We start from the raw sequence: 16,328 nt of genomic DNA, 5'->3' as shown, positions 1-16,328 counted from the left end.
GTCCTAGGCATTGCGTCTAGTCATCCACAGTTCGCACAAAATGATATATATGTTTGCCTCGGGAGGCAGTTGGAGATAGAGACTTACTGGCGCAGAAACGCGCATACCGTTTTAAGGTTGTGCTACAAATAGCGGGAAGACGTTTTTTCTGCGACCGAATGCTACATATTCGGGTTGCCTCAGCCAAGAACGTCTTTTCGTCGGGGTTACCTCACTTTTAATCCACCGAAAGTGCTCACTCCCGCCTAACTTCAGGCAGGAGACGGGTCGTTGATTCCGAGATGGTTGTAACAAAAATTAACGGAATGCGGCGGGGCGCGTGGTGGGCTGATGTCTTATCGGGCTGGTGCCTATTTGGATTTGAACAGAGGAAGTGATGGGAAAAATAGTCCTGATGGAATCTCATCCGTTGCTGCGTCTCGGTTTGTGGCAGATCGTGAAAAAACTGGGCGAGCCTTGGGAGATAGTCGAACTGGATTACGACGCTCTTGCCAAAGGCGAGTCGCCGGCTATCGGAGTAGATCTTCTGATATATGGCGTTTCGTCGGGGGCGGGGTCGGATAGCCAGTACCTCACCGAGATTCATAAAACTCTCCAGCCGAAGCGGATTTTGCTCCTGGCCGATGCGCTGCCGTTGCCGCCAAGCTTCAGCAATTTGTCCGGCTTGCCGGTATCCGGCTGTGTCATGAAAACCGTTTCAGTCGAGATTCTCGAGGCTGCGATTCGGTTGGTCATCGCCGGAGGTCAGTGTTTTCCCGGAAAACAGTTGCAGGCCCCGGATTTCTATTTCCGGCCTGCAGCCGACCAGGCGGGCGGGGTCCTGTCGTCCAACGGGCTCAAGCCGGCAGGTTCGAACGGCAAGCCGAACGAAATCAGCATCGCCGAAGGAGCGCAGCTATTGCAATTGACGCCGCGCCAATACGAAGTGCTGGTATTGCTCGCGCGCGGTCATCCGATCAAGACGATCAGCCGGATGCTCAATATCTCGGTCGCGACCACGAAGACGCATGCGTGTACCCTCTATCAACGCCTGCACGTGCGCAACAAGGGTGAAGCGGTCTATACGGCGCTGAAGCGGGGGGCTACGCTCGAGTGGCACGGCCCGGAACTCGACCGCGACAACAAGCGGGTGCAGCCCTACGCGCATACGCACAAATAGCGTTAATCCGAACCGATTCAATCGCCTGTACGAGAGTCGACACACGCGGCCGCTGATAGGATACAAGCGTGTTGAATGACCGCACGCGGCACCCGTCGGTGGCGGGGCCGCGACGGTTGTGTCTATCAGCAGTGCTCCAGATTCTCTCTTTCCGAGCCGGCCATGGCGTTCCATGGTCGGCCAGGCGGGGCGTCAGGGCGCGTTCAAAAGGCCGCGGGGAATGGCGACAGTTCTGATTGAAGATTACGCGCTGTTGCGGCTCGCTTTGGAACATATATTGATGCGTGTAGAGGGTGCGGGCGAGATCATCGTCTTGTCCGCCCGCCAGCTGGGCGAGCTCGGAACGTCGTGGAACAAGAGCGTGGAATTGCTGGTATTGGACGTGAACCCCGATCCGGTACAAGTCATCGAGACGCTCGAGCGAGCGTTGGCAATATTTTCCCCCCGAGTCGTCTTGACGCTTTATGGCACGGAAGACCCGGCCGTCAGTGCCGCTTTCGCCCGTCGCGGGGTCCAGGGCTACATATCACGCTCTTCCGATCCTGCCGCATTGGCCGCAGCGGTGAGCCTGGTCCTTGCGGGCGGCGAGTGTTATCCACGCCGGGAGATACCGCCGGACATCCCCGTGGCGGCCCGGTCCGCCATGCGGGGGCTGACGAAGAGGCAGGAGGAAATCCTGAGGCTGCTGGTACAGGGACACAGCATGCGAGAGATAGCCGAGCACATCGGCATCTCCGCTGCGACGGTCAAGAGCCATGCGCGCACGCTTTATTGGAAGCTCAACGTGCGCAACCAGGCCGAAGCAGCGTTCGTGGCCCGGCATCGCGGCTTGATCAAGCCGGACGACGAAGGCGAGGACTGAGCCGGGCCGGTAGCGCCGTCAGGCGGCCGGTCCGGTTACCCCTGGGGTATCCCCCCGATGCAGTGGATGAGCGCCTTTTCGGCTTCGGACAACACGGCGTCGATGTGGAGATGGCGCTGCGCGTAATGCCGCGCGGCGCGGCCGAGTGCGTGGCGGCGGCACGGATCGTCGGCGAGTTCTTCCAGCGCGGCCACGAGGGCCTGTGCATCTTCCGGCGGGATGACGATGCCCTTGCCCCCGACTACCCCGGCGAGTTCCGTTCCTGGTTGTGCGGTGCAAATGACCGGGCGTCCGCTGGCTAGCATGCCCGAGAGCTTGGAGGGCATCACTAAGTCCGCCGCGTTGGCGCGCTGGGGCAGCAGATGGATGTCTGCGGTGCAAAGGAGCTCGCCCAGCCGTTCTGCAGGCTGCAGATCGAGGAAACGGACCTGGGGCAGCCCCTTGCACAAGGCATGCAAGGCATCGCGTTGGGGCCCTTCTCCGCAGAATACGAACCATAGCTTGGGGTGCGCTGCCAACATACGAGCGGCTTGCGCAAGGACTTCGAGGCCCTGTTTGACGCCCATGTTGCCGGCGTAGAGCGCGACGACGGCATGGGGGGGGATGCCGAGCTCGGACCGATAGCGCGATTGGCAGCCTGGGCGGCAGATGGCATCGACGTCGACCCAATTAGGCAGCGTCTCCAGCCGGCGCGCGTCTACGCCCTTGCGCCGCGCCAGTTCGAGCATGCGCCCCGAGATGGTGGAGACGCGATCGAAGCGTCGCAGCAGCCAGCGTTCCAGCCCCAGGACGACTTTTCTCAAGCCACGGCCTTTGAGCAGGCCAAGCTCGAACGCTGCGTCCACTTCGTAGTCTTGGATGTGCAGCCATACTCGCGCGCCGCATAGCCGGGCGGCCAGCCATGCAGCCGGGGCGCAGAAAAGGGAGGGTGCCACGACGAATATGACGTCTGGCCGCTTGAAGGCCTGCATGATGAGGACCGGCAGGCTGGAGGCTGCGAAGCTCGCCAGGTGCAGCAGGCGTTTGAGGCCGCCCGGCCGGGCAGGCACCCAGAGCGGCGTCCGGATGACGGTAACGCCTCGCCAGGTTTCCCGGCGGTAACGCCAGGCCGAGTAGCCTGGCTCGATGCGCCAGGCCGGATAATAGGGGGGGCCGGCAATGACGGACACCGTGTGACCCCGGCCGGCGAGCCAGGCGGCCAGTTCACCGGTGTACTTGCCTATTCCCGTCAGTTCCGGCGCGAAATTCAGCCCGTATATCAAGAGTCTCATGCGTCCACCATTGTGCGCCTGCGCACGGGCCGGCAGGGATTGCCGTGGCAGATCATCGCCGCGGGAACGGGTTTGAATACGGAACTTCGGGCGCCGACTACGGCGCCGGCGCCCACTGTTACCCCGGGGCCGATGAATACGTCGGCCGCGATCCACGCTCCGTGTTCGATGCGGACTGGTCGCTCGCGGATCGGGAAGGCTCGCAGGCTGGGATCGTGGTCGGCAGCGCAAACAAAGCTGCGCTGGGACACGACGACGTGATCGCCGATGTGGATGGGAGCAAGGCTGTAGAGCACGACGTCGTCCCCGATCCAGGAATAATCCCCGATGCTGACTTTCCAAGGATAGGTGATCGTGGCGCTGGGACGAATCAAGACCTTCTTGCCGACCTTTGCGCCGAACAGGCGCAGCAGCCATCGGCGAAATCCATAGGCGATTTGCGGGGAACACCTGAAGAGCGTGGCTTGCGCCAGCCACCATATCTGGACGGCCAGGGGGGAGCGGCCGCGCAAGCCGGGGGAAATGGAAAACAGGTCCAGCCTATGGAATTCTTCTTTCACGTGGAACTCCGATCCAGATCGCCCGCCAATCCTTGCCCGGCGCCCTGGCTGGCGCGCGTGGCGGCGGCCCGCATCTCTTCGGTCTTGATGCCTATCTGCCAGTAATAGAACGCGCGTGCGATGGCATAGTGGAATCCGGCCTTGCCGTCGAGGAAGCCGCGCTTGAAGACGTAGCTGTGCAGGAATGCAGTCATGCCCTTGAACGGCAGCTTCTGGAATGCCTTCTTGGCCAATGCGCGCGATCCGACGTTCGCTTCGCGCGGATCGTTGAGCAGGCCTTTGAGGCGCAGGTGGGCTTCCCAGTCCGAATAGCGATTGTGCTTGTCGAAGTAGTGGTAGAGCGAGTCGTGATCCGCGTGGATCATGGGGTTCGACAATACGAAGGTCCGGCCTTCTACATGCGGCTGGTAGTGGCCTTCGACTTCCCACATGTTGGCGACATCCAGGTCGTCATAGTCGAGAAACCGGGCGCGGAACCTGTCCAGCAGCACGAGCTTGTAGACACGATGGCCATGGCGGAGGGGCTTGCCGCAAAAAACATAGTCGAAAGCAGCGAATGCGCCGGCATGGCCGTCATGGAAGCGAGGTAGGCTGTGGCGGATTTCTTCGGCCAGCGCCGGCGTCATTTCCTCGTCCGCGTCGACGTACAGCACGATGCGGTTCGAAAAAGGAAGGTTTTCCAGACACCACTGCTTTTTCTTCGGATACTTGCCGTTCCATTTGAACGGCACCACATGGGCGCCGTGCGCGATCGCGAGGGCCTGCGTCTCGTCCGTGCTGCCCGAGTCGACCACGAACACCTCTGAGAAATCCCTCAGGCTGGCGAGGCACTTGACGATGTTGCGTGCCTCATTCTTGGTCATCACGACGACGGATACCGGAATGCGTTCCAAGGTTTTCTCCGTGAGGGTGGTTGCGGCTATAGCAGCGGGTTGAAAAGTGCAGCCACGTTTCTCCGGTGCTGCTCGAGCGAGAAAGCCGCAGCGCGTTCCGCGGCCGCCTGGGCCAGCCGATCGCGTTCGCCTTCGTGATCAACCAAGCGGCGCACTGCGGCGGCCAGGGCGCCGGCGTCACCGACGGGAAAAAGCACGCCGTATTGGCCGTTGGCCAGGATCTCGCCGGGGCCGTGGGGGCAGTCGGCGGCGATGACGGGTACGCCCAGGCACAAGGCTTCCACCATCGCATTGCCGAAACTTTCGCGGCGGGATGTCGAAACGAAGGCGTAAGCCCGTGCCAGGACGGGGAATGGGTTGGAAACATGTCCCGCCAGGATGACCTGGGAGCGGGACGACGAGGCCGCGATTTGCCGCTGCAGTGCATCGCGTTCCGGGCCATCCCCGAAAACGACGAAAGCGATGCGAGGGTCATCGAGCAGGTCAGCCGCCTCGACCAGCGTCTTGAAGTCCTTGAGCTCGTCCAGGCGGCCGATGGCCACGAACTCGAGTACTCCCGGCTGCGGTGGCATGCTTGGCGTGCAGCTGGCCAGGCGGCGGACTTCCTCGATGGGGATGCCGTTATAGACGTGGCGGAATTTTCCGGCCAGCGAAGGAAACATGTTGGAGAGGTCGCGCACGACGCCCTGGGAGACTCCCACGACGAGGTCGTGTTTCGCATAGCTGAAACGCGCGAGCCAACGCTTGAAGCGCTGCACGGCGGAGCCGCTGTAGTGCGCGGCCGGGCTGTTGTGCTCGATGGCCACGGTGGCGTACTTGCGCACGGACAGCATCGACGCCAGCGCCACGAGGAGATTGCATAGCAAGCCATGCGAGCAGACCAACGCTGGAGGGTCGTTGCGCAGGTGGATGAGCAGGCGCCAGAACGCGAGCGGCAGTGCCGAGCGGAAGCGCCAGGGCCCGGGCGTCTCGGGCAGTGCGTACGTGACGGACGGATTCCTGACCTTGAATTCGCCCCGGAAACGGCGAAGCAGGAATAGCGCGGTGTCGATGCCTTCCTCCGGGAGCGCGTCAGTGATGAACATGACGCAGCGACCGACTCCACCGGGTGACAAATCAGGAGCGACGAAGAGGACATCAGCCATGGCGTGCCGCCCGAGGTGTGAGCATGGCGTTCACCCTATCCTGCTCGGCGGCGGCCGTTACTGCCGCGCCGTTGGCCGCCAGCGACAGGCTGTAGCACAGCATGAAGCCGAGGAAGGCGGTCTTGGGAGCATAAGCCAGTCCTCCAGACATCGAGTCGACGACGATGTAGATCGGCAGGCAGCAGAGCAGGTAACGTCGATGGAGCTCCAGGCCAGGATGCCCATAGGGACGGAAAAGCGAGATCAGCAGGATGGATAGCGGCGTCAGCATGATGAGCGCCGTCCCGACGATGCCGAATTTCATCAAATAGAATGCCCAGGAGTTGTGGGCGAAGGTGCTTAGCTCGAAGCCTTCCTCGCCCATGACCCAGCTGCGCAGCCCCGCTCCATGGCCGAAAATGGGCGATTGCCGGAAGAGCTCCATCTGGCCTTCCATTTCCTCCACGCGCGCCCCGTAGCTCGAGTCATATTCCAACGCCTGGACGGTGAAGATGCGGTCGAGGAGGACCTCCACGTAGCCGATCATGTAGAACACAACCATGCCGGCTGCAATCGCTGGGACGAACAGCAACAGCGTTTTCTGCAACGCCTTCGCCTGCCTCCCCAGGAATGCGGCGACGGCGACCGTCACGGCCAACTGGAGATATTGGCTGCGGTTGAGGGACATGGCGAGCGCGAGGAACATGAACAGCGTCCACAAGTAGGCCCGACCGGGGCCCAGGCCGAGCGTATTGGGAAAGAAGAAAATGGCCAGGATGGAGAAGGGAAGCAGCCAGACCGCAAGGCGTACGTTGCGTAGCGGCTCGGTCACGCTGAACCCGACGACCTGCTCGGCGAGCAGGAGGAGTGTGACGGCCAAGCCGGAGTACACGATGGTCCGCTGCAGGAGGGCATATGCGCTAGCCGAATCGATGTCCTTGTAGCAAAGGAAGGGGATGCACATGAAATAGAAAACAATGCGCAGGTCGCGCGCAATGTCCGGAGCGACGATACCAGGCTTGGGATGGATGCTCGTCGCGGCCAGATAGGCAAGTGCCAGGCATTGCAACAACATGGGCAGGAGCACCGGGCCCGACGGAAGCGCATAGGCGCCGGGCTGTCCCAGCCGGGAGAATTTGACGATGACGATCGTGACGAAGAGCAGGTCGAACGGCGAGAGCTTGAAATTGCCTACGCCAATGGTGAGTTCGTCGAAATTCAGGGCCGTGGCGGCGAAAAAGAACAGGCACAGCCAGGGTAGGGTGGAGCGCGTGGGCGCGGGCATCATGGAGGCGGCCTCAGTGTTCGTTCCAGTCGTCGCGACCGATCAGCTTGCTCGTGAACTTTTCTAGCAGGTAAGGGATGTCTCCCTGCTTGGCGTGCGCGGCCATCTTGGCGAGCCGGCACGATATGCCGTAGAGCGGCCCTATGCCCGGTTCTGTCTGTCGTATCTTGCGAACGATGGCACTGCGTTCTTCCAGCAATACGTCTTGCAGCCTGGCCGTCTTGGTCTCGGCATGCATGGTGTAGACGCCGTAGGCGTCTGGCACGATGGTGTTGGGGCCCGCATACAGCAGGCGGCTCCAGAGGTCCAGGTCCATGCAATAGCGCTTGTCTTCGTCCAGCATGCCGTATTTCTCGAGCAAGTCTCGGCGGAAGATGGCAGCCTGGTTCGGGATCGAGGCTTTCACCACGGTCAGCATGCCGCGGTCGACGGGCGTGTACTGGATTTCGCGGAATATCCGGTTTTGGGCGTCGGCGATATAAAGATTGCCGCTGACGATGGGCGGCCGTCCGGCCGACGCCGCCTTGCCCAAACGCAGCAAGGCACCTGGGAAGAACAGATCGTCGGAGTTTTGCCAGCCGACGTATTCGCCTGTTGCGCGAAGGAATCCCTCGTTAATCGCATGAGATTGCCCACGATCGGGCCGGCTCGTCCAATAGGCCAAGTATTTCTCGTACTTCCGGATGATCTCGACGCTGCCATCGGTCGAGCCGCCATCGATGATGATGTACTCGAGGTTCGGATACCCCTGGTTGAGCACCGACAGGATCGTGCGTTCGAGGAACTTCGCCTGGTTGTACGACGGCGTCACGATTGTGATCTTCGGCAACAGGCCGGTCGCTACCGGGCGCGGAGGTTTCAGGCAACTGATGAAGTTGACCAGTTCCCGGGTTTTCGTGGCGTGATGTCTGCGCATATATTCCCTGAACATGTGACAGCCTATCGAGTCGCGATCGTGGCGGGAGGTGGGAGATGTTCGCGCGAATCGCGTAGTGCGAGCCCTACGGCGGCGAACGTGATCACAGCGTAGGCTATGCGTCCGATGGCGGCGGCGTTCTGGCCGGCGGGGCCCGCGAGCACCACCATCAGCACGAGCATGGCCGCGCCGCCCAGCCCGTTGAGCAGGGCGACGGCGCGGCCGTTGCCCAGGCCGAGCAGTGAAAAATGGGCAGCCGCGTTCATCGACAGGATGCCCGACGCCAGGATCAACAGGTCGAATGTCCACTGCTGGCCTGCGACCTTGTCCGGCCCGAGCATCCAGCGCAGCAGTGGTTCGCTCACGGCGAGCAGCGCCAAGGTCCCGGCGGCCGATAGGATGAGGTTCCAGCGCATCAGGCGGCGTATCTCTTCTCCCGCGGCGCCGGGGCTGGGGGGGGCGACGAGCAGGCGGTTGACGCGCGGCATGGCTTTCTGGAATACGGCCACCGCTGCGGTATGGATGATCTGGCCGACTTGAACGCCCACGGCATACAGGGCCAGCGCGGCTGGGCCCATCAGGCTGCCGACGGCAACTCGGTCGAGCGATCCGAAGGCGAGGGCGCTCACGCCGTGCAGCCAGGACCAACGCGAGAATCGGAATGCGTCTTTCATCGCGGCGCGCTCTGCAATGGGGCGGACCCCATATCGACCTTCCCCGCGGGCGAAAACCAGCATCTTGACCCCAGCCGACAGAAGCAGCCCCGAGCTTTGCGCGGCAGCCGTCCACAGCGCGCTATGCGTGAGCCAGGCGGCGGTGCAGGCCAATGTCAGTGCGCCGACACGGCCCCCGCATTCGCACAAGGCGGTGGCCGTGAAGCGCTCGCGACCTTTCAACGCACCGGCATAGAGCTGGTCCAGCTGTTGCGCGAGATACATGGCCAGCGCCGCGGGAAGCAAGGCGAACAGGGGGGCGTTCCCGAAGCTGGCTTCGGGCCAGGCCACCGCGAACATGACGGCGGCGGCGAGCGTCAACACGGAAACGGCGGCCAATGCGCAGAAGATGAGGGCCGATGCGACGCCTGCGCCGCGCAAGGCTCCCCCGGGCTCGTGCGCCCGCTCGGCGACGAGCTTGGTCGCAGTGACCGACGCGCCCAGGTTGGCGAGGTTTCCGAAGCCGGCGACTGCAAGAATCATGGCATATTGACCGTAGCCGACCGTATCGAGCCGGTGCAGCAGCACGGGAATGGCCGCCAGTGCAATGAGCGGCCCGCAGCCGTACTCGATCAATCCCCAAAAGGAGGCATTGCAGGCGACGTGGCGCCGGATCCATCGCAGAGGGGCCATGGGTCAGCTCAGCGCACTGGTCAGCCGCTGCAGGGCACTGGATTCGCGCAGGAACTGGCGATACGTCATCGCAATCCCCTCGGCCAGAGAGATCTCGGGCTTCCACCCCAACTCCCGCATGCGCGAGGAGTCGAGCAGCTTGCGCGGTGTGCCGTCGGGCCGGCTGAGGTCGAACTTGATCTTTCCTTCGTAACCCACGATCCTGGCGACGAGACGGGCGAGCTCGGCGATGCTGATTTCCTCTCCGGAGCCGATGTTGTAGATGGCGTGGTCGGGGTCGCCTTCCATGAGCTGGACGCAAGCGCGGGCCAGGTCGTCCACGTGGAGGAACTCGCGCAGCGCTTGGCCAGTGCCCCAGACCGTCACGAAGGACGCGTTGGCAAGCTTGCCTTCGTGGAACTTGCGAATCAGGGCTGGCAAGACGTGGCTGCTTTCCAGGTCGTAGTTGTCACCCTGTCCATAGAGATTGGTCGGCATCGCGCTGATGAAGCAGGACCCGAACTCGCGGCGATACGCTTCGCACAGCTTGACGCCGGCAATCTTGGCGATGGCGTAGGCTTCGTTGGTACTCTCGAGCGGGCCAGTCAGCAAGTGTTCCTCCCGCATGGGCTGCGGGGCGAGGCGCGGGTAAATGCACGAGGAGCCCAGGAAAAGCAGCCGGGATACCCCGGACTCGTACGCGGCGCGGATGACGTTGGTCTGGATCAGGAGGTTGCGTGCCAGGTAGGCGACGGGATGCCGCTCGTTGTCGAGTATTCCGCCCACTTTGGCCGCGGCAAGATAGACGACGTCCGGCCGCTCGCGGTCGAAGAACTGCTGCACGGCAGCCTGGTTCTCGAGGTTGAGTTCATGGCGGGATGGCGTCAGGAGGTGCACGTAGCCCTTTCGTTCCAACTCCCGGCGGATCGCGGAGCCCACCATCCCGCGATGTCCTGCTACGAAAACGCGCGCGAGGCCGGTCTTCATAGTTACTCCTTGTAGGCGAACACTTCGTATCCGTTTTCTTCCATGAGCGCATCGCGCCGGGCCTCCTTCAGGTCGCTTTCGACCATCTCCCTGACGAGCTCGGGCAAGGAGGTCTTGGGCGTCCAGCCGAGCTTCTCCCTGGCTTTGCTGGCATCGCCGAGCAGCGTGTCGACTTCGGTGGGGCGGAAGTAGCGCGGATCGACCCGTACGATGACTTGTCCGGGACGGACTTTGTCGTGGACTGCGCTAAAGAGAACGGTTGCCGTCTCCCGCACGCCTTCCCCTTCCCAGGAGAGCAGCAGGCCGAGCTCCCGTGCAGCCATGTCGATGAATTCGCGCACGCTGTATTGCATGCCGGTCGCAATGACATAGTCGTCAGGCTTATCCTGCTGCAACATCAGCCACTGCATTTCGACGTAGTCGCGGGCGTGTCCCCAGTCCCGCTTCGACGAAAGATTGCCCAGGTACAGGCAGTCCTGCAGTCCCATCGCGATGCGCGCAAGCCCCCGGGTGATCTTTCGGGTGACGAAGGTCTCGCCCCGGCGCGGGGATTCATGATTGAAGAGGATGCCGTTGCACGCATAAATGCCGTAGGCTTCCCGGTAGTTGACGCAGATCCAGTACGCATAGAGCTTTGCCGCTGCGTAGGGGCTGCGCGGGTAGAACGGGGTGGTCTCGCGCTGGGGCGTTTCCTGGACCATTCCGAACAGTTCGGAGGTCGAGGCCTGGTAGAAGCGCGTGCGGTCGGCGAGCTTGAGCATGCGGATCGCCTCGAGCAGCCGCAACGTTCCCAACGCGTCGGTGTTGGCGGTGTACTCAGGCTCTTCGAAAGAAACGCCCACGTGGCTTTGTGCCGCCAGGTTGTAGATCTCATCGGGTTGGACGGCCTGCACGATCCGGATGAGGCTGCAGGAATCCGTCATGTCGCCGTGGTGGAGCACGAAGTTGCGCGAACGCTCGTGAGGGTCTTGGTAGAGATGGTCGATACGGGCCGTGTTGAACATCGACGCCCGGCGCTTGATGCCGTGGACTTCGTAGCCCTTTTCCAGCAAGAGTTCGGCGAGGTAAGCGCCGTCTTGTCCGGTTATGCCCGTTATCAGTGCTCGCTTCGTCATGGTGGTGTCCTTATGGCTGGACGCTCGGCCGAAAAGAGTCGGCCAGTGGTGAAAAGATTACGTTGCAGTTTTCGCGGTGGATATCGATCAAAGGGTCTAGGACGGGCGGCGGGATCAGACCCGTCCATACATGTCCTGGAACCGGACGATGTCGTCCTCGCCGAGGTAGGGCCCGGACTGGATTTCTATGATGTCCAGGGGGATCTTGCCGGGGTTTTCCAGGCTGTGGACCTCACCCAATGGGATGAAGGTAGACTGGTTCTCGGTCAGGAGATACTGCTTGTCGCCGTTGTAGATGCGGGCGGTGCCGGAGACGACCACCCAGTGTTCGGCGCGGTGGTGGTGCATTTGGAAAGAGAGGCGGGCGCCCGGCTTGACCGTGATGCGCTTGATTTGATAGCGCTCGCCGCGATCCACGGAGTCATACCAGCCCCAAGGGCGCTGGACTTGCCGGTGCTGCGTGATCTCGGTGCGGTGCAAGACCTTGAATTTTTCCACCAGGCCCTTGATGTCCTGCGATTTGCTCTTGTGCATGACCAGGATGGCATCGGCAGTTTCTACCACGACGATATCGTCGAGCCCGATGGACGCCACCATGCGGTGGGTAGCGTGCACCAAACAATTGCGGGAGTCCTCGAGCAGCACGTCGCCGTGGATGGCGTTGCCGTCCGGGCACTTCTCGGCGATGCTCCAGACGCTGTCCCAGGTGCCCACATCGCTCCACGTGCAATCGAGCGGAATGATGACCGCATTCCTGGTGTGCTCCATGACGGCGTAGTCGATGGAGTCGGCAGGGCAGGATGCGTAGTGGACTGGGTCCAGCTGGAAGGTCGCATGATCGCCCTTGCCGTCGGCGACGGCGGCACGGGCGGCTTCCAGCATGGCGGGTGCGCACCGCTCGAGTTCCGCCAGATAGGTGGATGCGCGGAACGCGAACATGCCGCTGTTCCAGTAGTAGCCGCCTTCGGACAAGAAGCGCTTGGCCTGGTCGGCGGGCGGCTTTTCGACGAAGCGGCGCACGTTCAATGCATCGCCCTGGTCGGCGGCGGGACCGCCCGCCTGGATGTAGCCGTAACCCGTTTGAGGAGACGTCGGCGTGACGCCGAAGGTCACCAGCGCGCCGCGGGCGGCGTGGGCGTAGGCGGAGGCGAAGGCCTTGCGCAGGGAAGGCCCGTCCTCGAGAACGTGGTCCGATGGCATGACCAACAACACCGAGTCCGGATCGTCGTCCATGGCGCGAAGCGCGGCGCAGGCAATGGCGGGGGCAGTGTTGCGGGCGCAGGGCTCGAGGATGATTTCGACGTCCGTCACCCCCACTTCTTCCGCCTGCTCCTTGGCAATGTAGCGATGCACGTCGTTACACACGAATATGGGCCGGTGCTCCGCGTTGGCATAGCCCAGGCGCAATAACGTGTTCTGCAGCAGGCTGCGGGAGCCGTTCAGGCTGATGAATTGCTTGGGGAGCGATTCGCGCGAAAGCGGCCATAGGCGGGAGCCTGCGCCTCCGCACAATACGACGGCTCGGAAACGGGCAGGGAGGTCGGTCATGAGACGCTCTCCTTGAAGTAGGCTTGGGTGTATGGGTGAACGTCGGGGTGTGCGCCCGCGACGCCGGGAGACATCCAGCGGTAGCTGCGGTGTTGTCCAAGGGGAAAGGTGAACGCGTCCGCCGCGACCGAGGCTTCGAAGGCAAGTACGATGTAATGGGTCGCCCGGCCTTGTTCCTCGGCGAAATTGACGGAATAGAAGTGCTCGTAGACGCCTTTCGGAGTCCAGGCGGAAGCAGGAAGAACGAGCGACAGTTCCTCGCGTGCTATGCGCGCAAGCGCATGGGCCAGCGTCTCGTTCTTACGGATGCGCCCGCCCGGCACGAACCAGGTGTCCTTGGCCGGGGGGTTGCGACGCAGCCCGAGCAGGTAGGCGCCGTCGCTATTGCGCAGCAGCAAGTCGATGGAGACGAGCGGCAGCATGTCTACTGCCTTGCGAAAGTCCTCGTTGCTCAGATAGCCGGCCTGGGGCCGTGACGGAACGTCAGTACGCATTGCGACCCGTCCAGCCAGTAAGCGCCGTCTTGGCGATGATGCGCAGGTCCATCAGGAACGACCAGTTCTGTATGTAGTACAGGTCGAACTCGATGCGGGCGCGCATCTTGTGAATGGTTTCCGTCTGGCCCCGGTACCCGTTGACCTGGGCCCAACCCGTGATGCCGGGCTTGACGCGGTGACGCATCATGTAGCGGTCAACCACGTCCTTGTAGAGCTCGTTGTGCGCCAGGGCGTGCGGGCGAGGCCCTACGACGGACATGTCGCCCTTGAGTACGTTGAAAAACTGCGGAAGCTCGTCCAGGCTGGTGGCGCGCAGGAATGCGCCGATGCGAGTGACGCGACTGTCGTTGCGCGTCGCTTGCGTGACTGTTCCGACTTCCTCGTGGACCTTCATCGTCCGGAACTTGTAGACGTTGAAGATTTTTCCGTCCACGCCGAGCCGTGGCTGTTTGAACAAGACCGGCCCCGGGGACGTGAGTTTGATCAGGATGGCGATCACCAACATGAGGGGAGAAAAGACGAGGATGGCGCAAAGCGAGAAGACGCGGTCGAAGGCTTCCTTGGCCCAGCCGCGGATGCCGATTGCGGGCAGGCTATTCAAATGGATGGAGGGCAGGCCCATGAAGTTGTCGATTCGGTGGCCGAGCAGGCGGATCGACATGACGTCCGGGATCCAACGGATTTCGACCAGGTCATTGCGAAGTTGGTAGAGCACTTCGTGCACTTTCTGCCCTTGCTCCATGGGAAGCACGATCCAGACTTCCCGGACATTTGCAGATCGCAGGAAATTGGACAGTCCCTCTAGCGACGTCAGCCGGCGCACGCAGCTGGGGAGCTTTTCATCGGTGCCTGGATAAATGCCAGCAACCTCATAGCCCGTTGCCCGGTAGTGTTCGACGCGTCGCCAGAGTTCGCGCCCGAGGGCGCCGAATCCGATGATGACGACACGTTTTTGATTCAGCCCGCGGTCACGCATGGCCGCCAAGGCGGCGTAGATGCCGAGTCGCAGGCCCATGAGCGAGAGCGCCGTCAACAGGAACCAAGAGGATGCCCAGGACAGAGAAACGATGGCGCTCATATCGAGAAGAAAGCTGAGCAGGATGCCCAAGGCGTAGACCGTGCACCATGCAGCCAGCGTCCTCAATAGCAGTTCGCTGAGCTGTCTCCCGCGCCATGAACCGTAGAGGCGGAACGCGGGAAACACCAGCAGCGCGGCCAAGGTGCTGAAGGCGATCAGGAAAAGGTGGATGGGAGCAGGCGCCATGTTCGTGCCGTAAGGCAGCCGCCACTCAGCCGCAGCCAGTCCGCATGCCACGACGAGGCTGGCGTCGAATAGTCGATATAGGACGGGCGCACCACTCACGCGCTCGGATTCCGAAAAAGCCGACTCCATTACGCACTCCTAGGTGGTATGGGGAACGTACGCAGATTGATGCAATGGATTGGCGAAGTCCCGGGTCGCCACGTGGAAAAGCTTATTGAGCGGCGTGGTGCAGCGAAACAACCGGATGGATGAAGAGAGGGATGATGTAGGACCTAAACCGTCCGTCCAATGGGCGGGGATGGCAAAAAAAGGTGGAATGGTGGCAACCCGATTGCATCGGGTCTCATCAGCCAACGTAGTCACCCACCGCGAGCTGCCATGAAAGACTTCTTTACTACTACCGTTCGAGTCGTCATCCTCGCTTTGACGCTCTCTACGCTCGGGGCGTGCGCATTCGCGCCCGGCATGCGCTTCGACCCCGACTGGCCCGTCGACCCCAACGATCCGAACTCGGTTCCCCGCATTACGCGGATCACGCCTTCCCTGGTCCTCGAGGAGAAGCGCGTTCGCGAAGCCGAGGCGGATACCGCGTATCACGCCCTGGCAGGAGAAGGGATGCCCTATGTGATCGGGCCGGGCGACATCCTGTCGATCGTCGTTTGGGACCATCCGGAACTCGTGCTTCCGACCCAAACCTACGCTATTGGGGCCGGCGCGACGGAACTAACCCTCGGGGATTCGTCTTCGAACATTCCGGGCTATCCGGTATCGGCTGAGGGTTACATCCAGTTCCCGTACCTGGGGCTAGTGAAGGTGGCCGGATTGACTGAGACCGAGGTCCGGGATTTGATCACTAAGAACGCTGTCGACTATATCCGCAACCCGCAGATCACCGTGCGCGTGCTCGGCTACCGCAGCAAGCGGGTGTATTTGGAGGGTGAGTTGAAGAACCCCGGCGCAGTCGCCATGAACGACCTGCCACTGAACCTCATGGAGGCCATCAACCGGGCCGGCGGGTTGCTGCCGTCGGCGGACCGAAGCCGGGTGTACGTGCTCCGGGGCGGACAAGCTGTGCGCTTGGATTTGCCCCGGTTGATCGCGCGCGGCCAGGACCTGACGAAGATCATGCTCAAGCCAGGTGACATCGTGCGCGTGTCCCCCCGGGAAGAGAGCAAGATCTTCGTGATGGGCGAAGTGAACGCGCCGCAAGCCATGACCCTGCGCGACGGACGCATGAGCCTGACCGAAGCGCTGGGCAACGCTGGCGGGCTCAACCAGAACACCGTCGATCCATCGCAGATCTTCGTCGTGCGGACGACGCCGGAGGCGTTACCTGACGTTTATCACCTGGATGCCAGTTCGGCTTCCGCCCTAGCCGTTGCAGAACAGTTCGAGCTCAAGCCCAAGGATGTCGTGTTCGTGGATACCGGCAATCTGGGTCGCTGGAATCGCTTCGTCAGCCTGCTGTTCCCGAGCGCACAGACTGCCTATACCGCCGCACGCATCGACGACCGTTGAGCGA

At 62.2% G+C, this 16,328-nt stretch carries 15 protein-coding genes; 3 read left to right on the top strand and 12 right to left on the bottom strand.

From position 1 onward, the window contains the following. Positions 1-376 precede the first annotated feature (376 nt). Together IRZ12_RS01855 and IRZ12_RS01850 are read left to right on the top strand one after the other, a co-directional pair. A complete protein-coding gene (locus tag IRZ12_RS01855; protein WP_296463505.1) occupies positions 377-1,159 on the top strand; it encodes a response regulator transcription factor in 783 nt (260 codons plus the stop codon). Positions 1,160-1,379: 220 nt separating this feature from the next. Beyond that, on the top strand, positions 1,380-2,021 hold the full coding sequence (locus IRZ12_RS01850; RefSeq protein ID WP_296463503.1) for a response regulator transcription factor: 642 nt from the start codon (positions 1,380-1,382) through the stop codon (positions 2,019-2,021). Positions 2,022-2,056: 35 nt separating this feature from the next. Here the strand turns inward: IRZ12_RS01850 and IRZ12_RS01845 are convergent, their stop codons facing one another. The 12 genes from IRZ12_RS01845 to IRZ12_RS01790 form a co-directional block, all read right to left on the bottom strand. Further along, positions 2,057-3,292 carry a glycosyltransferase WbuB gene (locus tag IRZ12_RS01845; protein ID WP_296463501.1) on the bottom strand — a complete coding sequence of 412 codons (1,236 nt, stop codon included), beginning with the start codon at positions 3,290-3,292 and terminating at the stop codon, positions 2,057-2,059. Next, positions 3,289-3,852, bottom strand: coding sequence for a putative colanic acid biosynthesis acetyltransferase (locus IRZ12_RS01840; protein WP_296463499.1), 564 nt, complete (start codon positions 3,850-3,852; stop codon positions 3,289-3,291). Before IRZ12_RS01840 ends, IRZ12_RS01845 begins: the two co-directional genes overlap by 4 nt. Then, a complete protein-coding gene (locus IRZ12_RS01835) occupies positions 3,849-4,745 on the bottom strand; it encodes a glycosyltransferase family 2 protein (RefSeq protein WP_296463497.1) in 897 nt (298 codons plus the stop codon). The genes IRZ12_RS01840 and IRZ12_RS01835 overlap by 4 nt, the downstream gene beginning before the upstream one ends. A 26-nt stretch (positions 4,746-4,771) precedes the next feature. Next, positions 4,772-5,890, bottom strand: a complete 1,119-nt coding sequence (locus IRZ12_RS01830; protein WP_296463496.1) for a glycosyltransferase — start codon at positions 5,888-5,890, stop codon at positions 4,772-4,774. Beyond that, on the bottom strand, positions 5,883-7,157 hold the full coding sequence (locus tag IRZ12_RS01825; RefSeq protein ID WP_296463493.1) for an O-antigen ligase: 1,275 nt from the start codon (positions 7,155-7,157) through the stop codon (positions 5,883-5,885). The genes IRZ12_RS01830 and IRZ12_RS01825 overlap by 8 nt, the downstream gene beginning before the upstream one ends. A gap of 10 nt (positions 7,158-7,167) precedes the next feature. Next, positions 7,168-8,070, bottom strand: coding sequence for a glycosyltransferase family 2 protein (locus IRZ12_RS01820; RefSeq protein ID WP_296463491.1), 903 nt, complete (start codon positions 8,068-8,070; stop codon positions 7,168-7,170). 23 nt (positions 8,071-8,093) lie between these two features. Then, complete coding sequence (locus tag IRZ12_RS01815) at positions 8,094-9,416, bottom strand: lipopolysaccharide biosynthesis protein (RefSeq protein ID WP_296463489.1); 1,323 nt, start codon at positions 9,414-9,416, stop codon at positions 8,094-8,096. A 3-nt stretch (positions 9,417-9,419) separates the two neighbouring features. Beyond that, positions 9,420-10,382 carry a GDP-L-fucose synthase gene (locus IRZ12_RS01810; RefSeq protein WP_296463486.1) on the bottom strand — a complete coding sequence of 321 codons (963 nt, stop codon included), beginning with the start codon at positions 10,380-10,382 and terminating at the stop codon, positions 9,420-9,422. Between the two features lie 2 nt (positions 10,383-10,384). Continuing rightward, positions 10,385-11,497, bottom strand: coding sequence for a GDP-mannose 4,6-dehydratase (gene gmd / locus IRZ12_RS01805; protein WP_296463484.1), 1,113 nt, complete (start codon positions 11,495-11,497; stop codon positions 10,385-10,387). A 114-nt stretch (positions 11,498-11,611) separates the two neighbouring features. Then, positions 11,612-13,045 carry a mannose-1-phosphate guanylyltransferase/mannose-6-phosphate isomerase gene (locus tag IRZ12_RS01800; RefSeq protein ID WP_296463482.1) on the bottom strand — a complete coding sequence of 478 codons (1,434 nt, stop codon included), beginning with the start codon at positions 13,043-13,045 and terminating at the stop codon, positions 11,612-11,614. Continuing rightward, on the bottom strand, positions 13,042-13,539 hold the full coding sequence (locus IRZ12_RS01795) for an NUDIX domain-containing protein (protein WP_296463480.1): 498 nt from the start codon (positions 13,537-13,539) through the stop codon (positions 13,042-13,044). The genes IRZ12_RS01800 and IRZ12_RS01795 overlap by 4 nt, the downstream gene beginning before the upstream one ends. Then, positions 13,529-14,935: an undecaprenyl-phosphate glucose phosphotransferase gene (locus IRZ12_RS01790; protein WP_296463478.1), complete on the bottom strand. Its 1,407-nt coding sequence runs from the start codon at positions 14,933-14,935 to the stop codon at positions 13,529-13,531. The genes IRZ12_RS01795 and IRZ12_RS01790 overlap by 11 nt, the downstream gene beginning before the upstream one ends. Before the next feature lie 249 nt (positions 14,936-15,184). Between IRZ12_RS01790 and IRZ12_RS01785 the strand changes: the two genes are divergently transcribed. Then, positions 15,185-16,324, top strand: coding sequence for a polysaccharide biosynthesis/export family protein (locus IRZ12_RS01785; RefSeq protein ID WP_296463476.1), 1,140 nt, complete (start codon positions 15,185-15,187; stop codon positions 16,322-16,324). Positions 16,325-16,328 lie beyond the last annotated feature (4 nt).

This window comes from Pigmentiphaga sp., assembly GCF_019689535.1.
Lineage (GTDB): Bacteria > Pseudomonadota > Gammaproteobacteria > Burkholderiales > Burkholderiaceae_B > Pigmentiphaga.
The sequence above is the reverse complement of the archived record's forward strand: the minus strand, read 5'-3'. Positions and strand labels throughout refer to the sequence as shown.